We start from the raw sequence: 14,520 nt of genomic DNA, 5'->3' as shown, positions 1-14,520 counted from the left end.
GGCACGGCGGACGCATCCGGGCAGAAGTGCAGGGGGATGTGCGGAGATTCGCGGTTCTCCCGGCATCCGGCCTCACTCACTAATGGGCGGAAACCGCGCGCTGCGCGCCGTCCAGAGACCGGGCCAAAGATGACCGTCACCTATCCGCGCTTCAAGGCCGCCGCCTGCCACACTTCGTCGGTGTTCCTCGATTCCGAGAAGACCGCCGAAAAGGCGTGCGACCTCATCGCCGAGGCCGCCCATGCGGGCGCGGCGCTCGTCGCCTTCCCCGAATCGTTCCTGCCGGGCTTTCCGGTGTGGGCGGCGCTGCAGGCGCCGATCTACAATCACGCCTTCTTCCGCGCCCTGGTGGCCGAGGCGCAGAAGCTCTCCGATCCCGCCATCCGCACCATCCGCATGGCGGCGCGCCGCCACGGCGTCCACGTCTCGCTCGGCTTCACCGAGGGCACGGACGCGAGCGTCGGCTGCATCTGGAACTCCAACATCCTGATCGGTCCGGACGGGTCGATCCTGAACCATCACCGCAAGCTCGTGCCCACCTTCTACGAGAAGCTGGTGTGGGCCAACGGCGATGCGCGCGGCCTTAGGGTCAGCCCCACCGAGATCGGCCGCATCGGCATGCTGATCTGCGGCGAAAACACCAACCCGCTGGCGCGCTATGCGCTGATGGCGCAGGGCGAGCAGGTGCACGTCTCCTCCTACCCGCCGATCTGGCCGACCCGCCCGCCGAGCGAGGACGGGGCCTATGACCTCAAGCGCGCCATCGAGATCCGCGCCGGCGCCCACGCCTTCGAGGCCAAGGTGTTCAACATCGTCGCTTCCGGCTTCGTGGACGCGGCCATGCGCGATGCCATCGGCTCGGTGAACCGGGCGAGCCTGGAGATCATCGACAATTCGCCGCGCGGCATCTCGCTGGTGCTCGATCCCACCAGCGAGGTGGTGTCCGACGTGCTCGCCGACCACGAGGGCATCATCTACGCCGACATCGACACCCAGCGCTGCGTGGAGCCCAAGCAGTTCCACGACGTGGTGGGCTACTACAACCGCTTCGATGTGTTCCACCTGCAGGTGGACCGCTCGCCGCGCGAGCCGGCGCACTTCTCCCAGGACGCGGCGGACATCGATCCCGCCCCGCTCGCCCATGCCGCTGACGCTGCCGACGACGCCCTCTTCGCGCGGGTCAACGGCGCACTCTGAAGGCGGACCGGGACGGTGACAGGGGCCGCTCCGGCGGCCCCTTTTTTTTTTGCGGCGGCCGTCAGCTGACCGGCGCGATGGCCGGGCGGCGGCCGAGGGCGATTTCGCAGGCCTTGGCGATGCGCAGCAGCTTCCGGTCCTCGCCGAACGGCGCCACCAGCTGCACGCCGAGCGGGAGCCCCTTCGGGCCGGTGCCCGCCGGCAGCGTGATGGCCGGCACGCCGAGCGTCGTCCACGGCACGCACAGCGCCGGGTCGCCGGTATTGCCGAGACCTTCCGGCGCTTCGCCGAAGGCCGGCGCGGTCAGCAGCACGTCGAAGCCCGCGAGCGCGGCCGGGAAGGCGGCGCGCAGCGCCAGCCGGTCGTGGCTTGCGGCCACATAGGCGACCGCCGGCACCTCCCGCCCCGACGCCACCAGCGCCTTCACCCGCTCGCTGGCCTTCTCCGGGAAGCGGTCGGTGAGCGGGCCGAGATTGTAGGCCCCCTCGGCCGCGCACAGCGTGGCGTTGATCTCGCCGAGTCGCTGGAACGCGTCCGGCAGCGTGATCTCCTCCACCACCGCGCCGGCGGCGGCGAACGCGGCGGCGGCGGCGCGCAGCGTCTCGCGCTGGGCCTCCTCCAGCAGCGTCCATTCCGGCCCCATGAGGAGGCCGATGCGCGGCTTCGGGAACGGGGCGAGCCCCTCCGGCGGCACCTGGAAGGCCGGGAAGGCAGGCGCGCCGTCGCCCTCGGCGATCAGCGACAGGACCAGCGCGACGTCGTCCACCGCGCGGGCGAACAGGCCCACATGGTCGAGCGACTGGGAGAGCGGATGCACGCCGGCGCGCGGCACGGCGCCGAACGAGGCCTTCAGGCCCACCACGCCGCAATAGGCGGCCGGGCGCAGCACCGAGCCGAGCGTCTGGGTGCCGAGCGCCACGTGGGCCGCGCCTGCGGCCACCGCCGCCGCCGAGCCGGAGGAAGAGCCGCCCGGCGTGTGGCCGACATTCCAGGGGTTGCGGGTTCCGGCGGGATGGCGCCAGGCGAATTCCGTGGTCACGGTCTTGCCGACGATCACCGCCGAGAGCGCCTTCAGGCGCTTGACCACGGCCGCGTCGGCGGCCGGCACATGGTCGGCGAAGATCGCCGAGCCGTAGGCGGTGGGCATGCCGGCGGTGTCGATCAGGTCCTTCACCGCCACGGCGATGCCGGCGAGCGGCCCGGCGCCGGCAGCGGCGTCCTCGATGGCGGGAAGGTGGGTGAAGGCGCCGACCGCCGGCTCGCAGGCGCGCGCACGGGCCGCGGCGGCGGCGACGCTGGCGCGCGGATCGAGGGTGCCCTCGGCGACGGCGCGCACGATGTCGAGCACCCCCAGGGGGGCGAAGGTCTCGGTCATGTCTGGAAAAGATCCGGCTTCAGGGCGAACGGCCCGGACCGCCAGGGTCCGGGCCTTGCGCCGCACGGTGGGAAACGGACGCCGGCGGTCGTGCCGGCCGGCGCGCGCGGTCAGTTGATGGTCAGGGCCTTGTCGATGAAGCCCTTGCCCACGAAGGTCTTGTAGTCCGGCTGCGCCTTCAGGTTGCCGAGCGCGATCTGGGTGTCGAGGCCCACGGTGAGCGCCTCGGGGGTGATGTCGACGCTCTTCGGGTAGACGCCGTCGGCCAGCATCCGCTTGGTGGCGGCCTCCACCACCGCGGCATCGAGCTTCGGGAACTCCTTCTTGGCGATCTCCACCGTCTCCGCCTCGTTGGCATGCATGAACCGCATGGCGCGCTCAAGGCCGTTGGCGACGCGCTGGGCGAGGTCGGCGTCCACGTCCTTTCGGGCGGTGATGGAGGAGAAGGCGTAGGGGCCGTAGAGCTTCGGGAAGCCGAGGATCACCTTCATGCCGCGCGCCACCACCTGGTCGAGGCCGGGCTCGTACATCACCGCGAGCTTGGCCTGGCCGGCGGCGAGCGGGCCGGGCTCGGAGCCGATCGGCACCTGCAGCATCTCCACGTCCTTCTCGCTCATGCCGTTCTCTTTGAGCAGCTTGATGAAGAGCGAGGTGCTGGTGGTGGGCATCTGGCCGGTGACGACCTTCTGGCCCTTGAGGTCCTTCGGGCTCTCATACTTGAAGTCCGGGGCGGCGGCGATCCACACCGCCGCGCCGTTGACCACGTTCGCCATGATGAAGACCGGGGCGCCCTTCTCGGCGGCGATGGCGGTCCATTCGGGGCCGTGCAGCGAGAACTGGGCGCTGCCGGAGATCACCGCCGAGAGCGCGGCGGTGGGCGAGCCGGCGGTCTCCTTGGTGAGATCGAGGCCCTCCTTCTCGAAGTAGCCCTTGTTGAGGGCCACGTAGAGCGGCAGATACAGCATCGACTGGAAGGCCTGCGAGAGCACCACCTTCTTGTTCTGCGCGGCCGCGGGCGCGGTGCCGGCGGCGAACGCGAGCGCCGCGGCGAGCGAGGCCATCTTCAGTTTGCGCACAAACGACATGGGCAATCTCCGGTAGGGGGAAGGTCGAAAGCGATCGGGATTTCAGACGTTGATCTGGGTGGAGTGCTGCTCCTGCTTCCACGGCAGCAGCCAGCGCTCGGTGAGTTCCACCAGGTGGTAGAAGACGAAGCCCACCAGCATCAGCACGAACAGGCCGGCCCAGACCGAGTTGAGGTCGTAGAGGCTGGAGGCGGTGTAGATCAGGTGGCCGAGGCCGTGCTGGGAGGAGATGAATTCCCCCACCACCGCGCCCACCAGCGCGAAGCCGATATTGATGCGGAAGGTGGCGATGATGGCCGGCAGCGTGGACGGCACGATCACCTTCTTGAAGATGCGGTGCTTGTCCGCGCCCATGGAGAACAGAAGGGCCTGAAGGTCCTTGTCCGCGTCCTTGGCGGCCTGGTAGGCGGTGATGAGCGCGACGATGGCGGTGAGCGACACCGCGAGCGCCACCTTCGAGGTCAGCCCGGTGCCGAACCACAGGATGATGATCGGCGCGAGCGCGATCTTCGGCACCGAATTGATGGCGGCGATGAAGGGCTCGGTGAGGCGGGCGACGAACACCGAGTACCAGAGCGACAGGCCGATCAGGGAGCCGATCACGGTGCCGAAGGCGAAGCCCAGCAGCGCCTCGAACACGGTGTAGCCGGCATCGACGAACAGCGAGCCGTCGGCGATCGAGGAGACCAGGACGCCGAGGATGCCGCTCGGCTGGCCCACCAGGAAGGCGTTGGCCCAGCCGATGTCCACCGCCACCTCCCACAGGAGGAAGAAGCCGACCACGGCGAGAATCTGGAGCGCCGAGCGCCCCAGGGTGGAATCGAGCGCGTTGCCGCGCGACCGGCGGCGGGCCGCAACGCTCTTCTTCGCGGCAGGGGCGGCGGCGCCTGGCTTGGTCATGGCGGTCTCCGTCATCCGGCTCATGCGGTGGCCCTCGTCTGGATGTCGAGTTCGGCGCACAGGGTGTGGAAGTAGCCCGAGAAGCGCGGATCGGAGCGGGCCGCGATGGGCGAGCGCTCGGAGAGGTCGATGTCGTGCACGCTCTTCACCGTGGTGGGCCGGTGGCTCAGGACCACGACGCGCTTCGACAGCGCCACCGCCTCGTCGATGTCGTGGGTGACGAGGATCACGGTCTTGTTGAAGGTCTCCACCGCCTCCAGCAGCACCGCCTCCAGATAGAGGCGCGTCTGGTAGTCGAGCGCGGAGAACGGCTCGTCGAGCAGCAGGATGTCGGGGTCCAGCACCAGCGTGCGGATCAGCGCGGCGCGCTGGCGCATGCCGCCGGAGAGCATCTTCGGATAGGCGTTCTCGAACCCCGAGAGCCCGAAGGTGGAGATGTATTCGCGCGCCGTGTCGCGCGCCTCGGCCGGGCTCACGCCCTTGGCGTCGAGGCCGAGCAGGACGTTGTCCAGCACGGTGAGCCAGGGAAAGAGCAGGTCCTTCTGCATCATGTAGCCGACGCGGCCGCGCAGGTTCTCCACCTCCTGCCCGCGATAGAGCAGCATGCCCTCGTCCGGCTCGGCGAGACCGGCGATCACATTGAATACAGTTGTCTTCCCGCAGCCCGACGGGCCGATGATGCTGACGAAGTCCTTCTCATGGATATCGAACGTCAGGCCATCGAGCACTTTGACCGGCTCGGACTTGCCGGGAAAGCTCTTGCGGATGCCGTTCAGGCGAAGCTGAACTTTGGGCGCCATCGGCGTCTCCTTTGTTGCCGACCCAAAGGTTTGCAACAAGGATGCCAAGAACGCCGAGCGTCGATTTTTGCTTTGCAGCAAAGAGTTATGGCGACGCCAAAACGCTGCCGCAACGGTAGCTGAGTGGTCTAATTGTATGCAGATTGCTGCCTTTTATGTCATGCTGAAAATGGAACGAGTGCATGCATGACCGGCACTGCATCGGCGGCGGGGACGCTGCGCAATCGCCCGGACTTCGTCTTTTCGCGTGAGGTCGACCCCGTCCTGTGCCACAAGCGGCCGCGCATCGGGGGCGCGCTAATGGCAAGTTGGATCTCTTTCTGGGACGCCGCGAATGCCGTCTATGTGAACGGGCATCACAAGGCGGTGCACTATCTGCGCATTGCCGCCGATCTCGCCCGGTTCGTCCCGGCGCCGGATGCCCGCATTCTCGACTTCGGGTGCGGCGAGGCGCTGTCGGCCCCCTGCCTTGCGGAGCAGTGCGGACAGCTGGTGCTGTGCGACGCCGCGCCCACGGTGCGCGCGGCGCTCAAGGCGCGCCATGCCGGCAATCCGAAGATCGCGGTGCTCTCCCCCGAGGAAGTGGCGGCGCTGCCGGACGGCAGCTTCCGCCTGATCATCGTCAACTCGGTGCTGCAGTATATTCCCAAGGCCGACCTGCCGGACCTTTTGGCCGGCTGGCGGCGCCTGCTGGTCAAGGGCGGCAGCCTGCTGCTGGCGGACGTCATCCCGCCGAGTGTGGGCATGGCGAAGGATGCGGCGGCGCTGCTCACCTTCGCTTCCAAGGAAGGCTTCCTGCTGGCGGCGCTGGTGGGCCTCGCGCGCAACGCCGTCTCGCCCTACCGCAAGCTGCGCAGCGAACTGGGCCTCACCGTCTACGAGGAAGAGGAGATGCTGCGCCTGCTGGAGGCGGCGCGGCTGCCAGCGAGCCGCGTCAAGCCCAATGTCGGGCACAACCAGAACCGCATGGCGTTCCAGGCCTTCCGCCTGCGCTGAGGTTCACCCCTCCGGCGCGTGGCGGAACGCCCAGATGCGGTAGGCGGAGAAGGTCCAGATGAGCACCAAGCCCGTGGTGATTACCTGCGCCAAAAGGTAGAACAGGCCCAGCCGGTGCACCAGAAGGTCCATCAGGAAGGCGTTCAGCACGAAGGCGACCCCGGCAACCGCGATGAAGCGCGGCACCGCCCCCACATGGGAGCGCGTGGCGTTGAAGGTGAAGCGGCGGTTCAGCACGTAGGAGATCACACCGCCCACGAGAAAGCCGCAGGCGGACGCACGCACCGGCCCGGCGAGGTCGAGTTCCACCAGTGCCGCCAGCGTCGAGAAATGGCCCACCGCGGCCGCCCCGCCCGCGCCGGCGAACGAGATCACCTGCCGGATCAGCGGCTGGTAGCGCCGAATCACGTCGTGGACCATGGATGCCATGTGGGGCCGCTCCCGGCGGGCAGGAAATGGAAGGCGTCTTCCGTCACCCGGAATTATGGTCTAAGGAAGCCCATCAGCGTGCCGGGCCAAGGGATATTTCGTCGCTGGAGCGCCGCTCTGCCCGCACGCGCCGCCCCACGGGGCGGTGATCGAGCCTAACGATGAGGGGCGCGCGACCCGCGGCCCTTTTTTTGCGCCCGAGGCGCGAACCACCCGGAAAGCGCATGCCGGTTTTCGGGACGGAGCCTCGCAGCACGGGCGAACGTGGAACGAGCGCCGGGAAAACATGCCGAAACGCACCGATATCGAAACCATCCTCATCATCGGCGCCGGTCCCATCGTGATCGGGCAGGCCTGCGAATTCGACTATTCCGGAACGCAGGCGGTGAAGACGCTGAAGGAAGAGGGATACCGGGTCGTCCTCGTGAACTCCAATCCCGCGACCATCATGACCGACCCGGACATGGCGGATGCGACCTATATCGAGCCGATCACGGCCGAGATCGTCACCAAGATCATCGAGAGGGAGCGCGGCGACCGCTCCAAGGGCTTCGCCCTTTTGCCCACCATGGGCGGCCAGACCGCGCTCAACTGCGCGTTGTCGCTCAAGAAGATGGGCACGCTGGAGAAGTATGACGTCGAGATGATCGGCGCCACCGCCGAGGCCATCGACAAGGCCGAGGACCGCGAGCTGTTCCGCGAGGCGATGACCAAGATCGGCCTCTCCACCCCCACCTCGCGCCAGATCAAGACGCTCGCCCAGGCGCTGGACGCGCTCGACATCGTCGGCCTGCCCGCCATCATCCGCCCGTCCTTCACCATGGGCGGCACTGGCGGCGGCATCGCCTACAACAAGGCCGAGTTCATCGAGATCGTCGAGCGCGGCATCGACGCCTCGCCCACCAACGAGGTGCTGATCGAGGAGAGCGTGCTCGGCTGGAAGGAATACGAGATGGAGGTTGTCCGCGACAAGGCGGACAACTGCATCATCGTGTGCTCGATCGAGAACATCGACCCGATGGGCGTGCACACCGGCGATTCGATCACGGTGGCCCCGGCGCTGACGCTGACCGACAAGGAATACCAGATCATGCGCGACGCATCGCTTGCGGTGCTGCGCGAGATCGGCGTCGAGACCGGCGGCTCGAACGTGCAGTTCGCCGTGAACCCCGAGGACGGCCGGCTCATCGTCATCGAGATGAACCCGCGCGTGTCGCGCTCCTCGGCGCTGGCGTCCAAGGCCACCGGCTTCCCCATCGCCAAGGTCGCGGCCCGCCTCGCGGTGGGCTACACGCTGGACGAGATCGAGAACGACATCACCGGCGGCGCCACCCCGGCCTCCTTCGAGCCCACCATCGATTATGTGGTGACGAAGGTGCCGCGCTTCGCCTTCGAGAAGTTCCCCGGCGCCGATCCGGTGCTCACCACCGCCATGAAGTCGGTGGGCGAGGCCATGGCCATCGGCCGCACGTTCCAGGAATCGCTTCAGAAGGCGCTGCGCTCGCTGGAGACCGGGCTTTCCGGCCTCGACGAGATCGAGATCGAGGGCCTGCACCAGGGCGACGACAAGAACGCCATCCGCGCCGCGCTGGGCACGCCCACGCCCGATCGCCTGCTCTATGTGGCCCAGGCCATGCGCCTCGGCCTCACCGACGAGCAGATCCATTCCGCCTGCCGGATCGACCCGTGGTTCCTCGCCGAGATCCGCGGCATCGTCGAGATGGAGCAGAAGGTGCGCCGGCTCGGCCTGCCGGGCACCGCCGGCCAGTTCCGCCGGCTGAAGGCCATGGGCTTCTCGGACGCGCGCCTCGCCACCCTCGCCGGCCTCACCGAGGCCCAGGTGCGCGCGCGGCGCCACGCGCTCGACGTGCGCCCGGCCTACAAGCGCATCGACACCTGCGCGGCCGAGTTCGCCTCGCCCACCGCCTACATGTACTCCACCTACGAGACGCCGTTCGCCGGCGCCCTCGCCGACGAGGCGCAGCCCTCCGACCGCGAGAAGGTCATCATTCTCGGCGGCGGGCCGAACCGCATCGGCCAGGGCATCGAGTTCGACTATTGCTGCTGCCATGCCGCCTTCGCGCTGAAGGATGCCGGCTATGAAGCCATCATGGTCAACTGCAACCCGGAGACCGTCTCCACCGACTACGACACCTCCGACCGGCTCTATTTCGAGCCGCTCACCGCCGAGGACGTGCTGGAGCTGATCGACCGCGAGAAGACCAACGGCACGCTCAAGGGCGTGATCGTGCAGTTCGGCGGCCAGACCCCGCTGAAGCTCGCCAAGGCGCTGGAGGACGCGGACGTGCCGATCCTCGGCACCTCGCCGGACGCCATCGACCTCGCCGAGGACCGCGACCGCTTCAAGAACCTGCTGGAGCGCCTGAAGATCCGCCAGCCGGCCAACGGCATCGCCTACAGCGTGGAGCAGGCGCGGCTGGTGGCCGGCGAGCTCGGCTACCCCATGGTGGTGCGCCCCTCTTATGTGCTGGGCGGCCGGGCCATGCAGATCATCCGCGAGGAGCGCGAGCTGGGCGACTATCTGCTGGAGACCCTGCCCGGCCTCGTGCCGCAGGAGATCAAGGCGCGCTACCCCAACGACAAGACCGGCCAGATCAACACGGTGCTGGGCAAGAACCCGCTGCTGTTCGACCGCTACCTGTCCGACGCCATCGAGGTGGACGTGGACGCCCTGTGCGACGGCAAGGACGTGTTCGTCGCCGGCATCATGGAGCACATCGAGGAGGCGGGCATCCATTCCGGTGACAGCGCCTGCTCGCTGCCGCCGCACTCGCTCTCGCCCGAGACCCTCGCCGCGCTGGAGAAGCAGACCGCCGCCATGGCGCTGGCGCTCGGCGTCGGCGGGCTCATGAACGTGCAGTACGCCATCAAGGGCGATGACATCTACGTGCTGGAGGTGAACCCGCGGGCCTCGCGCACCGTGCCCTTCGTCGCCAAAGTGATCGGCACGCCGATCGCCAAGATCGCGGCGCGGGTGATGGCGGGCGAGAAGATCGCGAGCTTCGGCCTCACCCCGGCGCGCATCGAGCATATCGCGGTGAAGGAGGCGGTGTTCCCCTTCGCCCGCTTCCCGGGCGTCGACACGGTGCTCGGGCCGGAGATGCGCTCCACCGGCGAGGTCATGGGCCTCGATACCGACTATGGCGTCGCCTTCGCCAAGAGCCAGCTGGGCGGCGGCACCAAGGTGCCGAAGTCCGGCACGGTGTTCGTCTCGGTGCGCGACGAGGACAAGGCGCGCATCCTGCCGAGCATCAAGATGCTGCAATCCCTCGGCTTCAAGGTGATCGCCACCTCGGGCACCCTGCGCTTCCTGGAGGAGAACGGGGTCGCCGCCGCCAAGATCAACAAGGTGCTGGAAGGCCGTCCGCACATCGTCGACGCCATCAAGAACGGCGAGGTGCAATTGGTGTTCAACACCACCGAGGGCGCGCAGGCGCTTGCGGACAGCCGGTCGCTCCGGCGGGCGGCCCTCTTGCAGAAAGTGCCGTATTACACCACGCTGTCCGGTGCCATCGCAGCGGCGCAGGGGATCAAGGCCTATGTGGGCGGAGACCTGAAGGTGCGCCCGCTGCAGGGCTATTTCGATGCCGACGGGCACGCCGCGCGGGGTAAGGCTTCCGCGGGGTGAGCCGTCGGCTTTTTCGGCGGGCGCGGGCGGGATCAAATCCGGCCGCGCGCGCCTTCATATGTGCCGGGCCTCTCCGGCGGATCCGGAGCGCGGATGGCCCTCAGGGCGCGGCTGCGGACGGCACCGGGAGGCATGACGGCATGGCGGCGGTCCGGCGCAACGCGGCGGACCGGCGCGACAGTCCGGACGGCGCCGCCCCAGCGGGCGGACCGACGGCCACAGGTTCAGGAGGTCTGGAAAGGACCCATGGAGAAGATCCCCATGACGGCGGCAGGCTATGCCGCCCTCGAAAAAGAGCTGAAGCAGCGTCAGCAGGTGGAGCGCCCGCGCATCATCACGGCCATCTCCGAGGCGCGCGCCCATGGCGACCTCTCCGAGAATGCCGAATACCACGCCGCCAAGGAGCAGCAGTCGCTCAATGAGGGCCGCATCGCGGAACTCGAGGACAAGCTCTCCCGCGCCGAGGTGATCGACGTCTCCAAACTCTCCGGCGACGTGGTCAAGTTCGGCGCCACCGTGACGCTGGTGGACGAGGACACCGAGGAAGAGAAGGTCTGGCAGATCGTCGGCGACAGCGAAGCCGACGCCAAGGCCGGCCGCATCTCCATCTCCTCCCCCATGGCGCGGGCCCTGATCGGCAAGCAGAAGGGCGCGACCGTCGAGGTGGTCACGCCCAAGGGCGCACGCTCGTTCGAGATCGTCGGCGTGCGCTGGGGGTGAGCGGGCACCGCCCCCGCCCGCCCCATCAGGCGCGGCGGCGGGCGGAGCGCCTTTCCGGCCTTGCGCAAAAGCGTGCGCAGAACCTCGCTTGAGCCGCCCCGGCCCCGGCCGCCTTATCCTGCATGCGCGCTGCCGATCAGCAGCACCAGCATGGTCGCGATGCCGATGGGCGACCAGTATTGCATGGGCACGCCCAGCAGCGCGTGCGGGTTCTGCTCCAGCCGAAGCTGCCCGGTGCGGAGATCGACCCGCACGCGCGCTTTCTCCGGTGCATTGAGGCCGCGCCCGACCACCCAGTTTGCGATCGAGGCCGCCAGCAGGCCGGTGGCCAGACGCAGATTGTCCTCGACGCCGAGCAGCGGCCCGAGCATGGGCGACACGACGAGGCAGAGCGCGAACGTCGCCGCGGTAACGAAGCCGTAGCCCGACCAGATCGCCATGCCCACCCCCGTGACGGCGGCCAGCCGCCGGGCACCGAAGGGCCGGCCCGGCACTGGACGGGCAACGCTAGCGGCGATCGCGGCGCGCCCGCATCCTCCAATTGAGGGATGGGCGGCGCGCGTTACCGGTAGAGCACCCAGAACAGGCCGACGGTGGGATTGGCGGCGCGCACGGCGGCGTCCGACGAGGAGAAGAATTTCGGTCCCGCCACCCGGCCCTGGACCTGGTCCGAGAGGGTCGCCGGCAGCGCCAGTTGCAGGCCGAGCCGGCAGCCCGAGCCGAGATTGGCGAGCCGGCCGCCCTGCCAGTCCGCCACCACGCCGCCCGCCGGGCCGCTGAAGCCCTGGATGCGGAACGGGCGGCCGTTGGCCTTCTCCACGTCGGCGAGGCTCGCGCCGATGCCGATGCCGTTCACGCTCCAGGCGGTCGCCTCGGTGAAGGCGACGCGGCGCGGGTTGGTCATGCCGATGGCGTCGCCCCAGGCGATGTCGAGGCGCAGCGCCGGATCGCCCGGCAGCAGCACCGTGCCGTTCGCCACCGAGCCGTCCGGCTCCATCACCGGCGCGGAGATCACGTTGGCCTGGCCGAAATCGGCGGCGATGTTGATGGCGGTGGTATTGGGTGCGAACGGGCCCTGGCACACGAACTGGCGCGGACCGGCGGTGGGCTTGGGGACCGAGACCACCGTCTCGGCATAGTCGCCGAACCCGTCCGTCTCCTTCACGACGCCGGTACCCCAGCTGTCGGGCGAGCCCTGGCAGGCGGCGAGCGCCACGGCGAGCAAGGCCGCCGCCGACGCGGCGCACGCCGAGCGCGTAAGGGAACGGGTGACGCGACGCTCGGACATGGGTTTCTCCCGCAACTTCGCCGTCTTACCGGTTTCGCGCCGGCCTCGCCAGAGGGGCGGGCCTTTACACGGCCGTCATCCTCTCCGGCGCATAGTCCGCGCGAACGGAGACAAGGCCTATGGCAGCGCTGCATGGACCCGCGCGGGATGAGGCGCAACTCGGCCAGGGCGCCCCCGTTCCGGCCGCGCCGCCGCAGGGCCGCTCGGTGCAGGACGGTATGGACGAGGCGCCGACCTGACGCTAGGGCACCAGGCGCGCCTTTATCCCCATGACGGGCGTGCAATGGCGCATCTGGTGGCGGCGGCCGGGGCGCGCAGGATGCGCCTTGGACCCTCCGGCCAAGCCGGAGGGCGCCAGCGTGTGGCGCGTCAGCCGAAGCGCTCGGAGACGTAGGCCCAGTTCATGCGGTCGTCGAGCACCGCCTTTACGTGGGCGGTGCGGCGGTTCTCCCAGTCGAGATAGTAAGCGTGCTCCCACACGTCGACGCCGGCGAGCACGGTCTTGCCGTCCGGCAGCGGGTTGATGGCGTCCTTCAGGCCCACCACCTCCAGCTTGTCGCCGTTCTTCACCAGCCACACCCAGCCGGTGCCGAACACGCCGTCGCCGGTGTCGGTCATGGCCTTCTTGAGGCCGGCGAGATCGCCGAAGTCGCGCTTCACCGCATCGGCGAAGGCGCCCTTGGGCGCGGCCGGGCCGCCCTTGAACTCCATCCAGTAGAGGTCGTGGTTCCAGGCCTGGGCGGCATTGTTGAACACCGGCGCGTCGTTCGCCTTGCGCGCGGCGACCACCACCTCCTCCAGCGTCATGTCGGCATAGGGCTTGCCGACGACGAGGGTGTTGAGCTTGTCGTAATAGCCCTTGTGGTGCTTGCCGTAGTGCAGGCCCACGGTGCGCGCCGAGATGGTGGGCGCGAGCGCGCTCTCCTCATAAGGCAGCGGCGGCTGCTGGAACGGCGCCGCGGCGCGGGCGATGCGCGGCATGGCGAAGGTCGCGGCGGCGGCGCCCGCCATCACCAGCGCGTCGCGCCGGCTGACCAGAAAGGGGGCGGCGGCAAGGGCGCGGGCGGTCATGGCGTTTCCTCCCATTGGAGTTTCCTCAACCCCCATCAACGCGCCGCCGCGGCTCCGGTTCCGCTTGCGCGGCCGCCGCACGCGAAAAAAACCCGGCCTCAGCGCGTCGCCCGCTCCGCCGTGTCGAGCGCGGCCTCGGTGTCGCCCGAGAGGTCGGCCTTCAGGAAGGCGGCGGTCTCCGGCATGGCGAGGCGGAAGTCGTCGAGCCGCTCCATCTGAAGGCCGATGCCCGCCCCGGCGCAGCCGAGCACATGGCCGCCGCGGCTGAAGTCGGCGCTGATGAAATGCAGGTGCCAGCCGGGAATGCCGATGCCGCGCGCATAAGGCGGCGTGTAGAAGCCCACCATGGTGCCTTCCACGTCGGCGTGGCGAAATTCAGCCTGATGGCTGGTCGCCTCCACCAGCGTCTCGTGATCGCCCGCCTTGCAGGCGACGCGGTCGTGCACCAGCGAGAAGCGGCCGGAGAGGCGCACGGCATAGAAGATGTTGTCGCTGTCGCGCCGCGCATCGAGCAGGGCGAGAAGCGCGTCCATGGAGGCGAACGGCGCGAGCGTGCCCGCATCCGCGCCCGCGAAATGGGTGACGAGCGCGAACGGCACCTGCATCGCGTCGGTGGCGCGGTGGATGCTGCCGTCGGAGCGCATCTGGAAGTAGGCGCCGTCGAGCGCGATCATCTCGCCGTCGAGGCCGGCGAAGGTGCCGAGGCCGAAATCGCCGTGCTCGCGCAGGGTGCCCACCGACACCACGCCGCCGAACAGGCCCTCGACGATGGCGCCCGAGGTGGAGACCTGGAACAGCGTGCCGTGGTCCACCTGGAGCGCATCGGCGAGCGCGCGGGAGACGATGTGGTCGCGGCTCTCCCCGCTCTCGGCGGCGGCGCGGTCGAGCGCGTCGAGAAGCGAGGCGGAGACCTCGCAGGTGAGCTTCGGCATGGCGGCTCCGGGCGTTCAGATTCGCGCCGCAGCTTACCGGAGGCCGGCGGATCGGCGAAGCCGGGTGCGATGCCGGGG

Annotated in this window: 13 protein-coding genes; 4 read left to right on the top strand and 9 right to left on the bottom strand. The window is 69.1% G+C overall.

Going from position 1 to position 14,520, the window contains the following annotated elements; translation table 11 throughout:
- The first annotated feature begins 129 nt into the window (after positions 1-129).
- Positions 130-1,197: a carbon-nitrogen hydrolase family protein gene (locus tag D9R14_RS16495; RefSeq protein ID WP_121624440.1), complete on the top strand. Its 1,068-nt coding sequence runs from the start codon at positions 130-132 to the stop codon at positions 1,195-1,197.
- A 61-nt stretch (positions 1,198-1,258) separates the two neighbouring features.
- On the opposite strand, the gene D9R14_RS16490 is transcribed toward D9R14_RS16495, so the two are convergent.
- The 4 genes from D9R14_RS16490 to D9R14_RS16475 form a co-directional block, all read right to left on the bottom strand.
- Positions 1,259-2,572, bottom strand: coding sequence for an amidase (locus D9R14_RS16490; RefSeq protein ID WP_121624439.1), 1,314 nt, complete (start codon positions 2,570-2,572; stop codon positions 1,259-1,261).
- 110 nt (positions 2,573-2,682) lie between these two features.
- On the bottom strand, positions 2,683-3,657 hold the full coding sequence (locus D9R14_RS16485; RefSeq protein WP_121624438.1) for an ABC transporter substrate-binding protein: 975 nt from the start codon (positions 3,655-3,657) through the stop codon (positions 2,683-2,685).
- A 42-nt stretch (positions 3,658-3,699) separates the two neighbouring features.
- Complete coding sequence (locus D9R14_RS16480) at positions 3,700-4,557, bottom strand: ABC transporter permease (protein ID WP_245420848.1); 858 nt, start codon at positions 4,555-4,557, stop codon at positions 3,700-3,702.
- A 20-nt stretch (positions 4,558-4,577) separates the two neighbouring features.
- Positions 4,578-5,357: an ABC transporter ATP-binding protein gene (locus D9R14_RS16475; protein ID WP_121624436.1), complete on the bottom strand. Its 780-nt coding sequence runs from the start codon at positions 5,355-5,357 to the stop codon at positions 4,578-4,580.
- Positions 5,358-5,543: 186 nt separating this feature from the next.
- Here D9R14_RS16475 and D9R14_RS16470 point away from each other — a divergent pair, with 186 nt between their 5' ends.
- Positions 5,544-6,353, top strand: coding sequence for a class I SAM-dependent methyltransferase (locus D9R14_RS16470; RefSeq protein ID WP_210313831.1), 810 nt, complete (start codon positions 5,544-5,546; stop codon positions 6,351-6,353).
- 3 nt (positions 6,354-6,356) lie between these two features.
- Here the strand turns inward: D9R14_RS16470 and D9R14_RS16465 are convergent, their stop codons facing one another.
- Positions 6,357-6,782 (bottom strand): GtrA family protein, encoded by a 426-nt coding sequence (locus tag D9R14_RS16465; protein ID WP_245420847.1) that lies wholly within the window; start codon positions 6,780-6,782, stop codon positions 6,357-6,359.
- Between the two features lie 286 nt (positions 6,783-7,068).
- Here D9R14_RS16465 and carB point away from each other — a divergent pair, with 286 nt between their 5' ends.
- Both carB and greA read left to right on the top strand, forming a co-directional pair.
- Positions 7,069-10,431, top strand: a complete 3,363-nt coding sequence (gene carB / locus D9R14_RS16460) for a carbamoyl-phosphate synthase large subunit (protein WP_121624435.1) — start codon at positions 7,069-7,071, stop codon at positions 10,429-10,431.
- 246 nt (positions 10,432-10,677) lie between these two features.
- The gene (gene greA, locus D9R14_RS16455; protein WP_121624434.1) at positions 10,678-11,151 is read left to right on the top strand and encodes a transcription elongation factor GreA; all 474 of its coding nucleotides are present in this window, start codon (positions 10,678-10,680) and stop codon (positions 11,149-11,151) included.
- A 113-nt stretch (positions 11,152-11,264) separates the two neighbouring features.
- Here greA and D9R14_RS16450 read toward each other — a convergent pair whose 3' ends face one another.
- The 4 genes from D9R14_RS16450 to budA form a co-directional block, all read right to left on the bottom strand.
- Positions 11,265-11,591, bottom strand: coding sequence for a hypothetical protein (locus D9R14_RS16450; protein ID WP_121624433.1), 327 nt, complete (start codon positions 11,589-11,591; stop codon positions 11,265-11,267).
- 122 nt (positions 11,592-11,713) lie between these two features.
- A complete protein-coding gene (locus D9R14_RS16445) occupies positions 11,714-12,439 on the bottom strand; it encodes a hypothetical protein (protein WP_121624432.1) in 726 nt (241 codons plus the stop codon).
- A gap of 369 nt (positions 12,440-12,808) precedes the next feature.
- Complete coding sequence (locus tag D9R14_RS16440; protein ID WP_121624431.1) at positions 12,809-13,510, bottom strand: superoxide dismutase; 702 nt, start codon at positions 13,508-13,510, stop codon at positions 12,809-12,811.
- Positions 13,511-13,608: 98 nt separating this feature from the next.
- The gene (budA, locus tag D9R14_RS16435; protein WP_121624430.1) at positions 13,609-14,442 is read right to left on the bottom strand and encodes an acetolactate decarboxylase; all 834 of its coding nucleotides are present in this window, start codon (positions 14,440-14,442) and stop codon (positions 13,609-13,611) included.
- Between the last annotated feature and the right edge of the window lie 78 nt (positions 14,443-14,520).

Origin of the sequence: Xanthobacter tagetidis (assembly GCF_003667445.1) — a bacterium.
GTDB lineage: Bacteria > Pseudomonadota > Alphaproteobacteria > Rhizobiales > Xanthobacteraceae > Xanthobacter > Xanthobacter tagetidis.
Note: the sequence above shows the minus strand (reverse complement) of the source record. Positions and strands in the feature narration are given on the sequence as shown.

Excerpts from the sequence above, each read along its gene's own strand:
- D9R14_RS16440 (WP_121624431.1), bottom strand. The coding sequence starts at position 13,510 with ATGACCGCCCGCGCCCTTGCCGCCGCCCCCTTTCTGGTCAGCCGGCGC.
- D9R14_RS16450 (WP_121624433.1), bottom strand. The coding sequence starts at position 11,591 with ATGGCGATCTGGTCGGGCTACGGCTTCGTTACCGCGGCGACGTTCGCG.
- carB (WP_121624435.1), top strand. The coding sequence starts at position 7,069 with ATGCCGAAACGCACCGATATCGAAACCATCCTCATCATCGGCGCCGGT.
- D9R14_RS16480 (WP_245420848.1), bottom strand. The coding sequence starts at position 4,557 with ATGACCAAGCCAGGCGCCGCCGCCCCTGCCGCGAAGAAGAGCGTTGCG.
- D9R14_RS16465 (WP_245420847.1), bottom strand. The coding sequence starts at position 6,782 with ATGGCATCCATGGTCCACGACGTGATTCGGCGCTACCAGCCGCTGATC.
- D9R14_RS16445 (WP_121624432.1), bottom strand. The coding sequence starts at position 12,439 with ATGTCCGAGCGTCGCGTCACCCGTTCCCTTACGCGCTCGGCGTGCGCC.
- D9R14_RS16490 (WP_121624439.1), bottom strand. The coding sequence starts at position 2,572 with ATGACCGAGACCTTCGCCCCCCTGGGGGTGCTCGACATCGTGCGCGCC.
- budA (WP_121624430.1), bottom strand. The coding sequence starts at position 14,442 with ATGCCGAAGCTCACCTGCGAGGTCTCCGCCTCGCTTCTCGACGCGCTC.
- greA (WP_121624434.1), top strand. The coding sequence starts at position 10,678 with ATGGAGAAGATCCCCATGACGGCGGCAGGCTATGCCGCCCTCGAAAAA.
- D9R14_RS16485 (WP_121624438.1), bottom strand. The coding sequence starts at position 3,657 with ATGTCGTTTGTGCGCAAACTGAAGATGGCCTCGCTCGCCGCGGCGCTC.
- D9R14_RS16470 (WP_210313831.1), top strand. The coding sequence starts at position 5,544 with ATGACCGGCACTGCATCGGCGGCGGGGACGCTGCGCAATCGCCCGGAC.
- D9R14_RS16495 (WP_121624440.1), top strand. The coding sequence starts at position 130 with ATGACCGTCACCTATCCGCGCTTCAAGGCCGCCGCCTGCCACACTTCG.
- D9R14_RS16475 (WP_121624436.1), bottom strand. The coding sequence starts at position 5,357 with ATGGCGCCCAAAGTTCAGCTTCGCCTGAACGGCATCCGCAAGAGCTTT.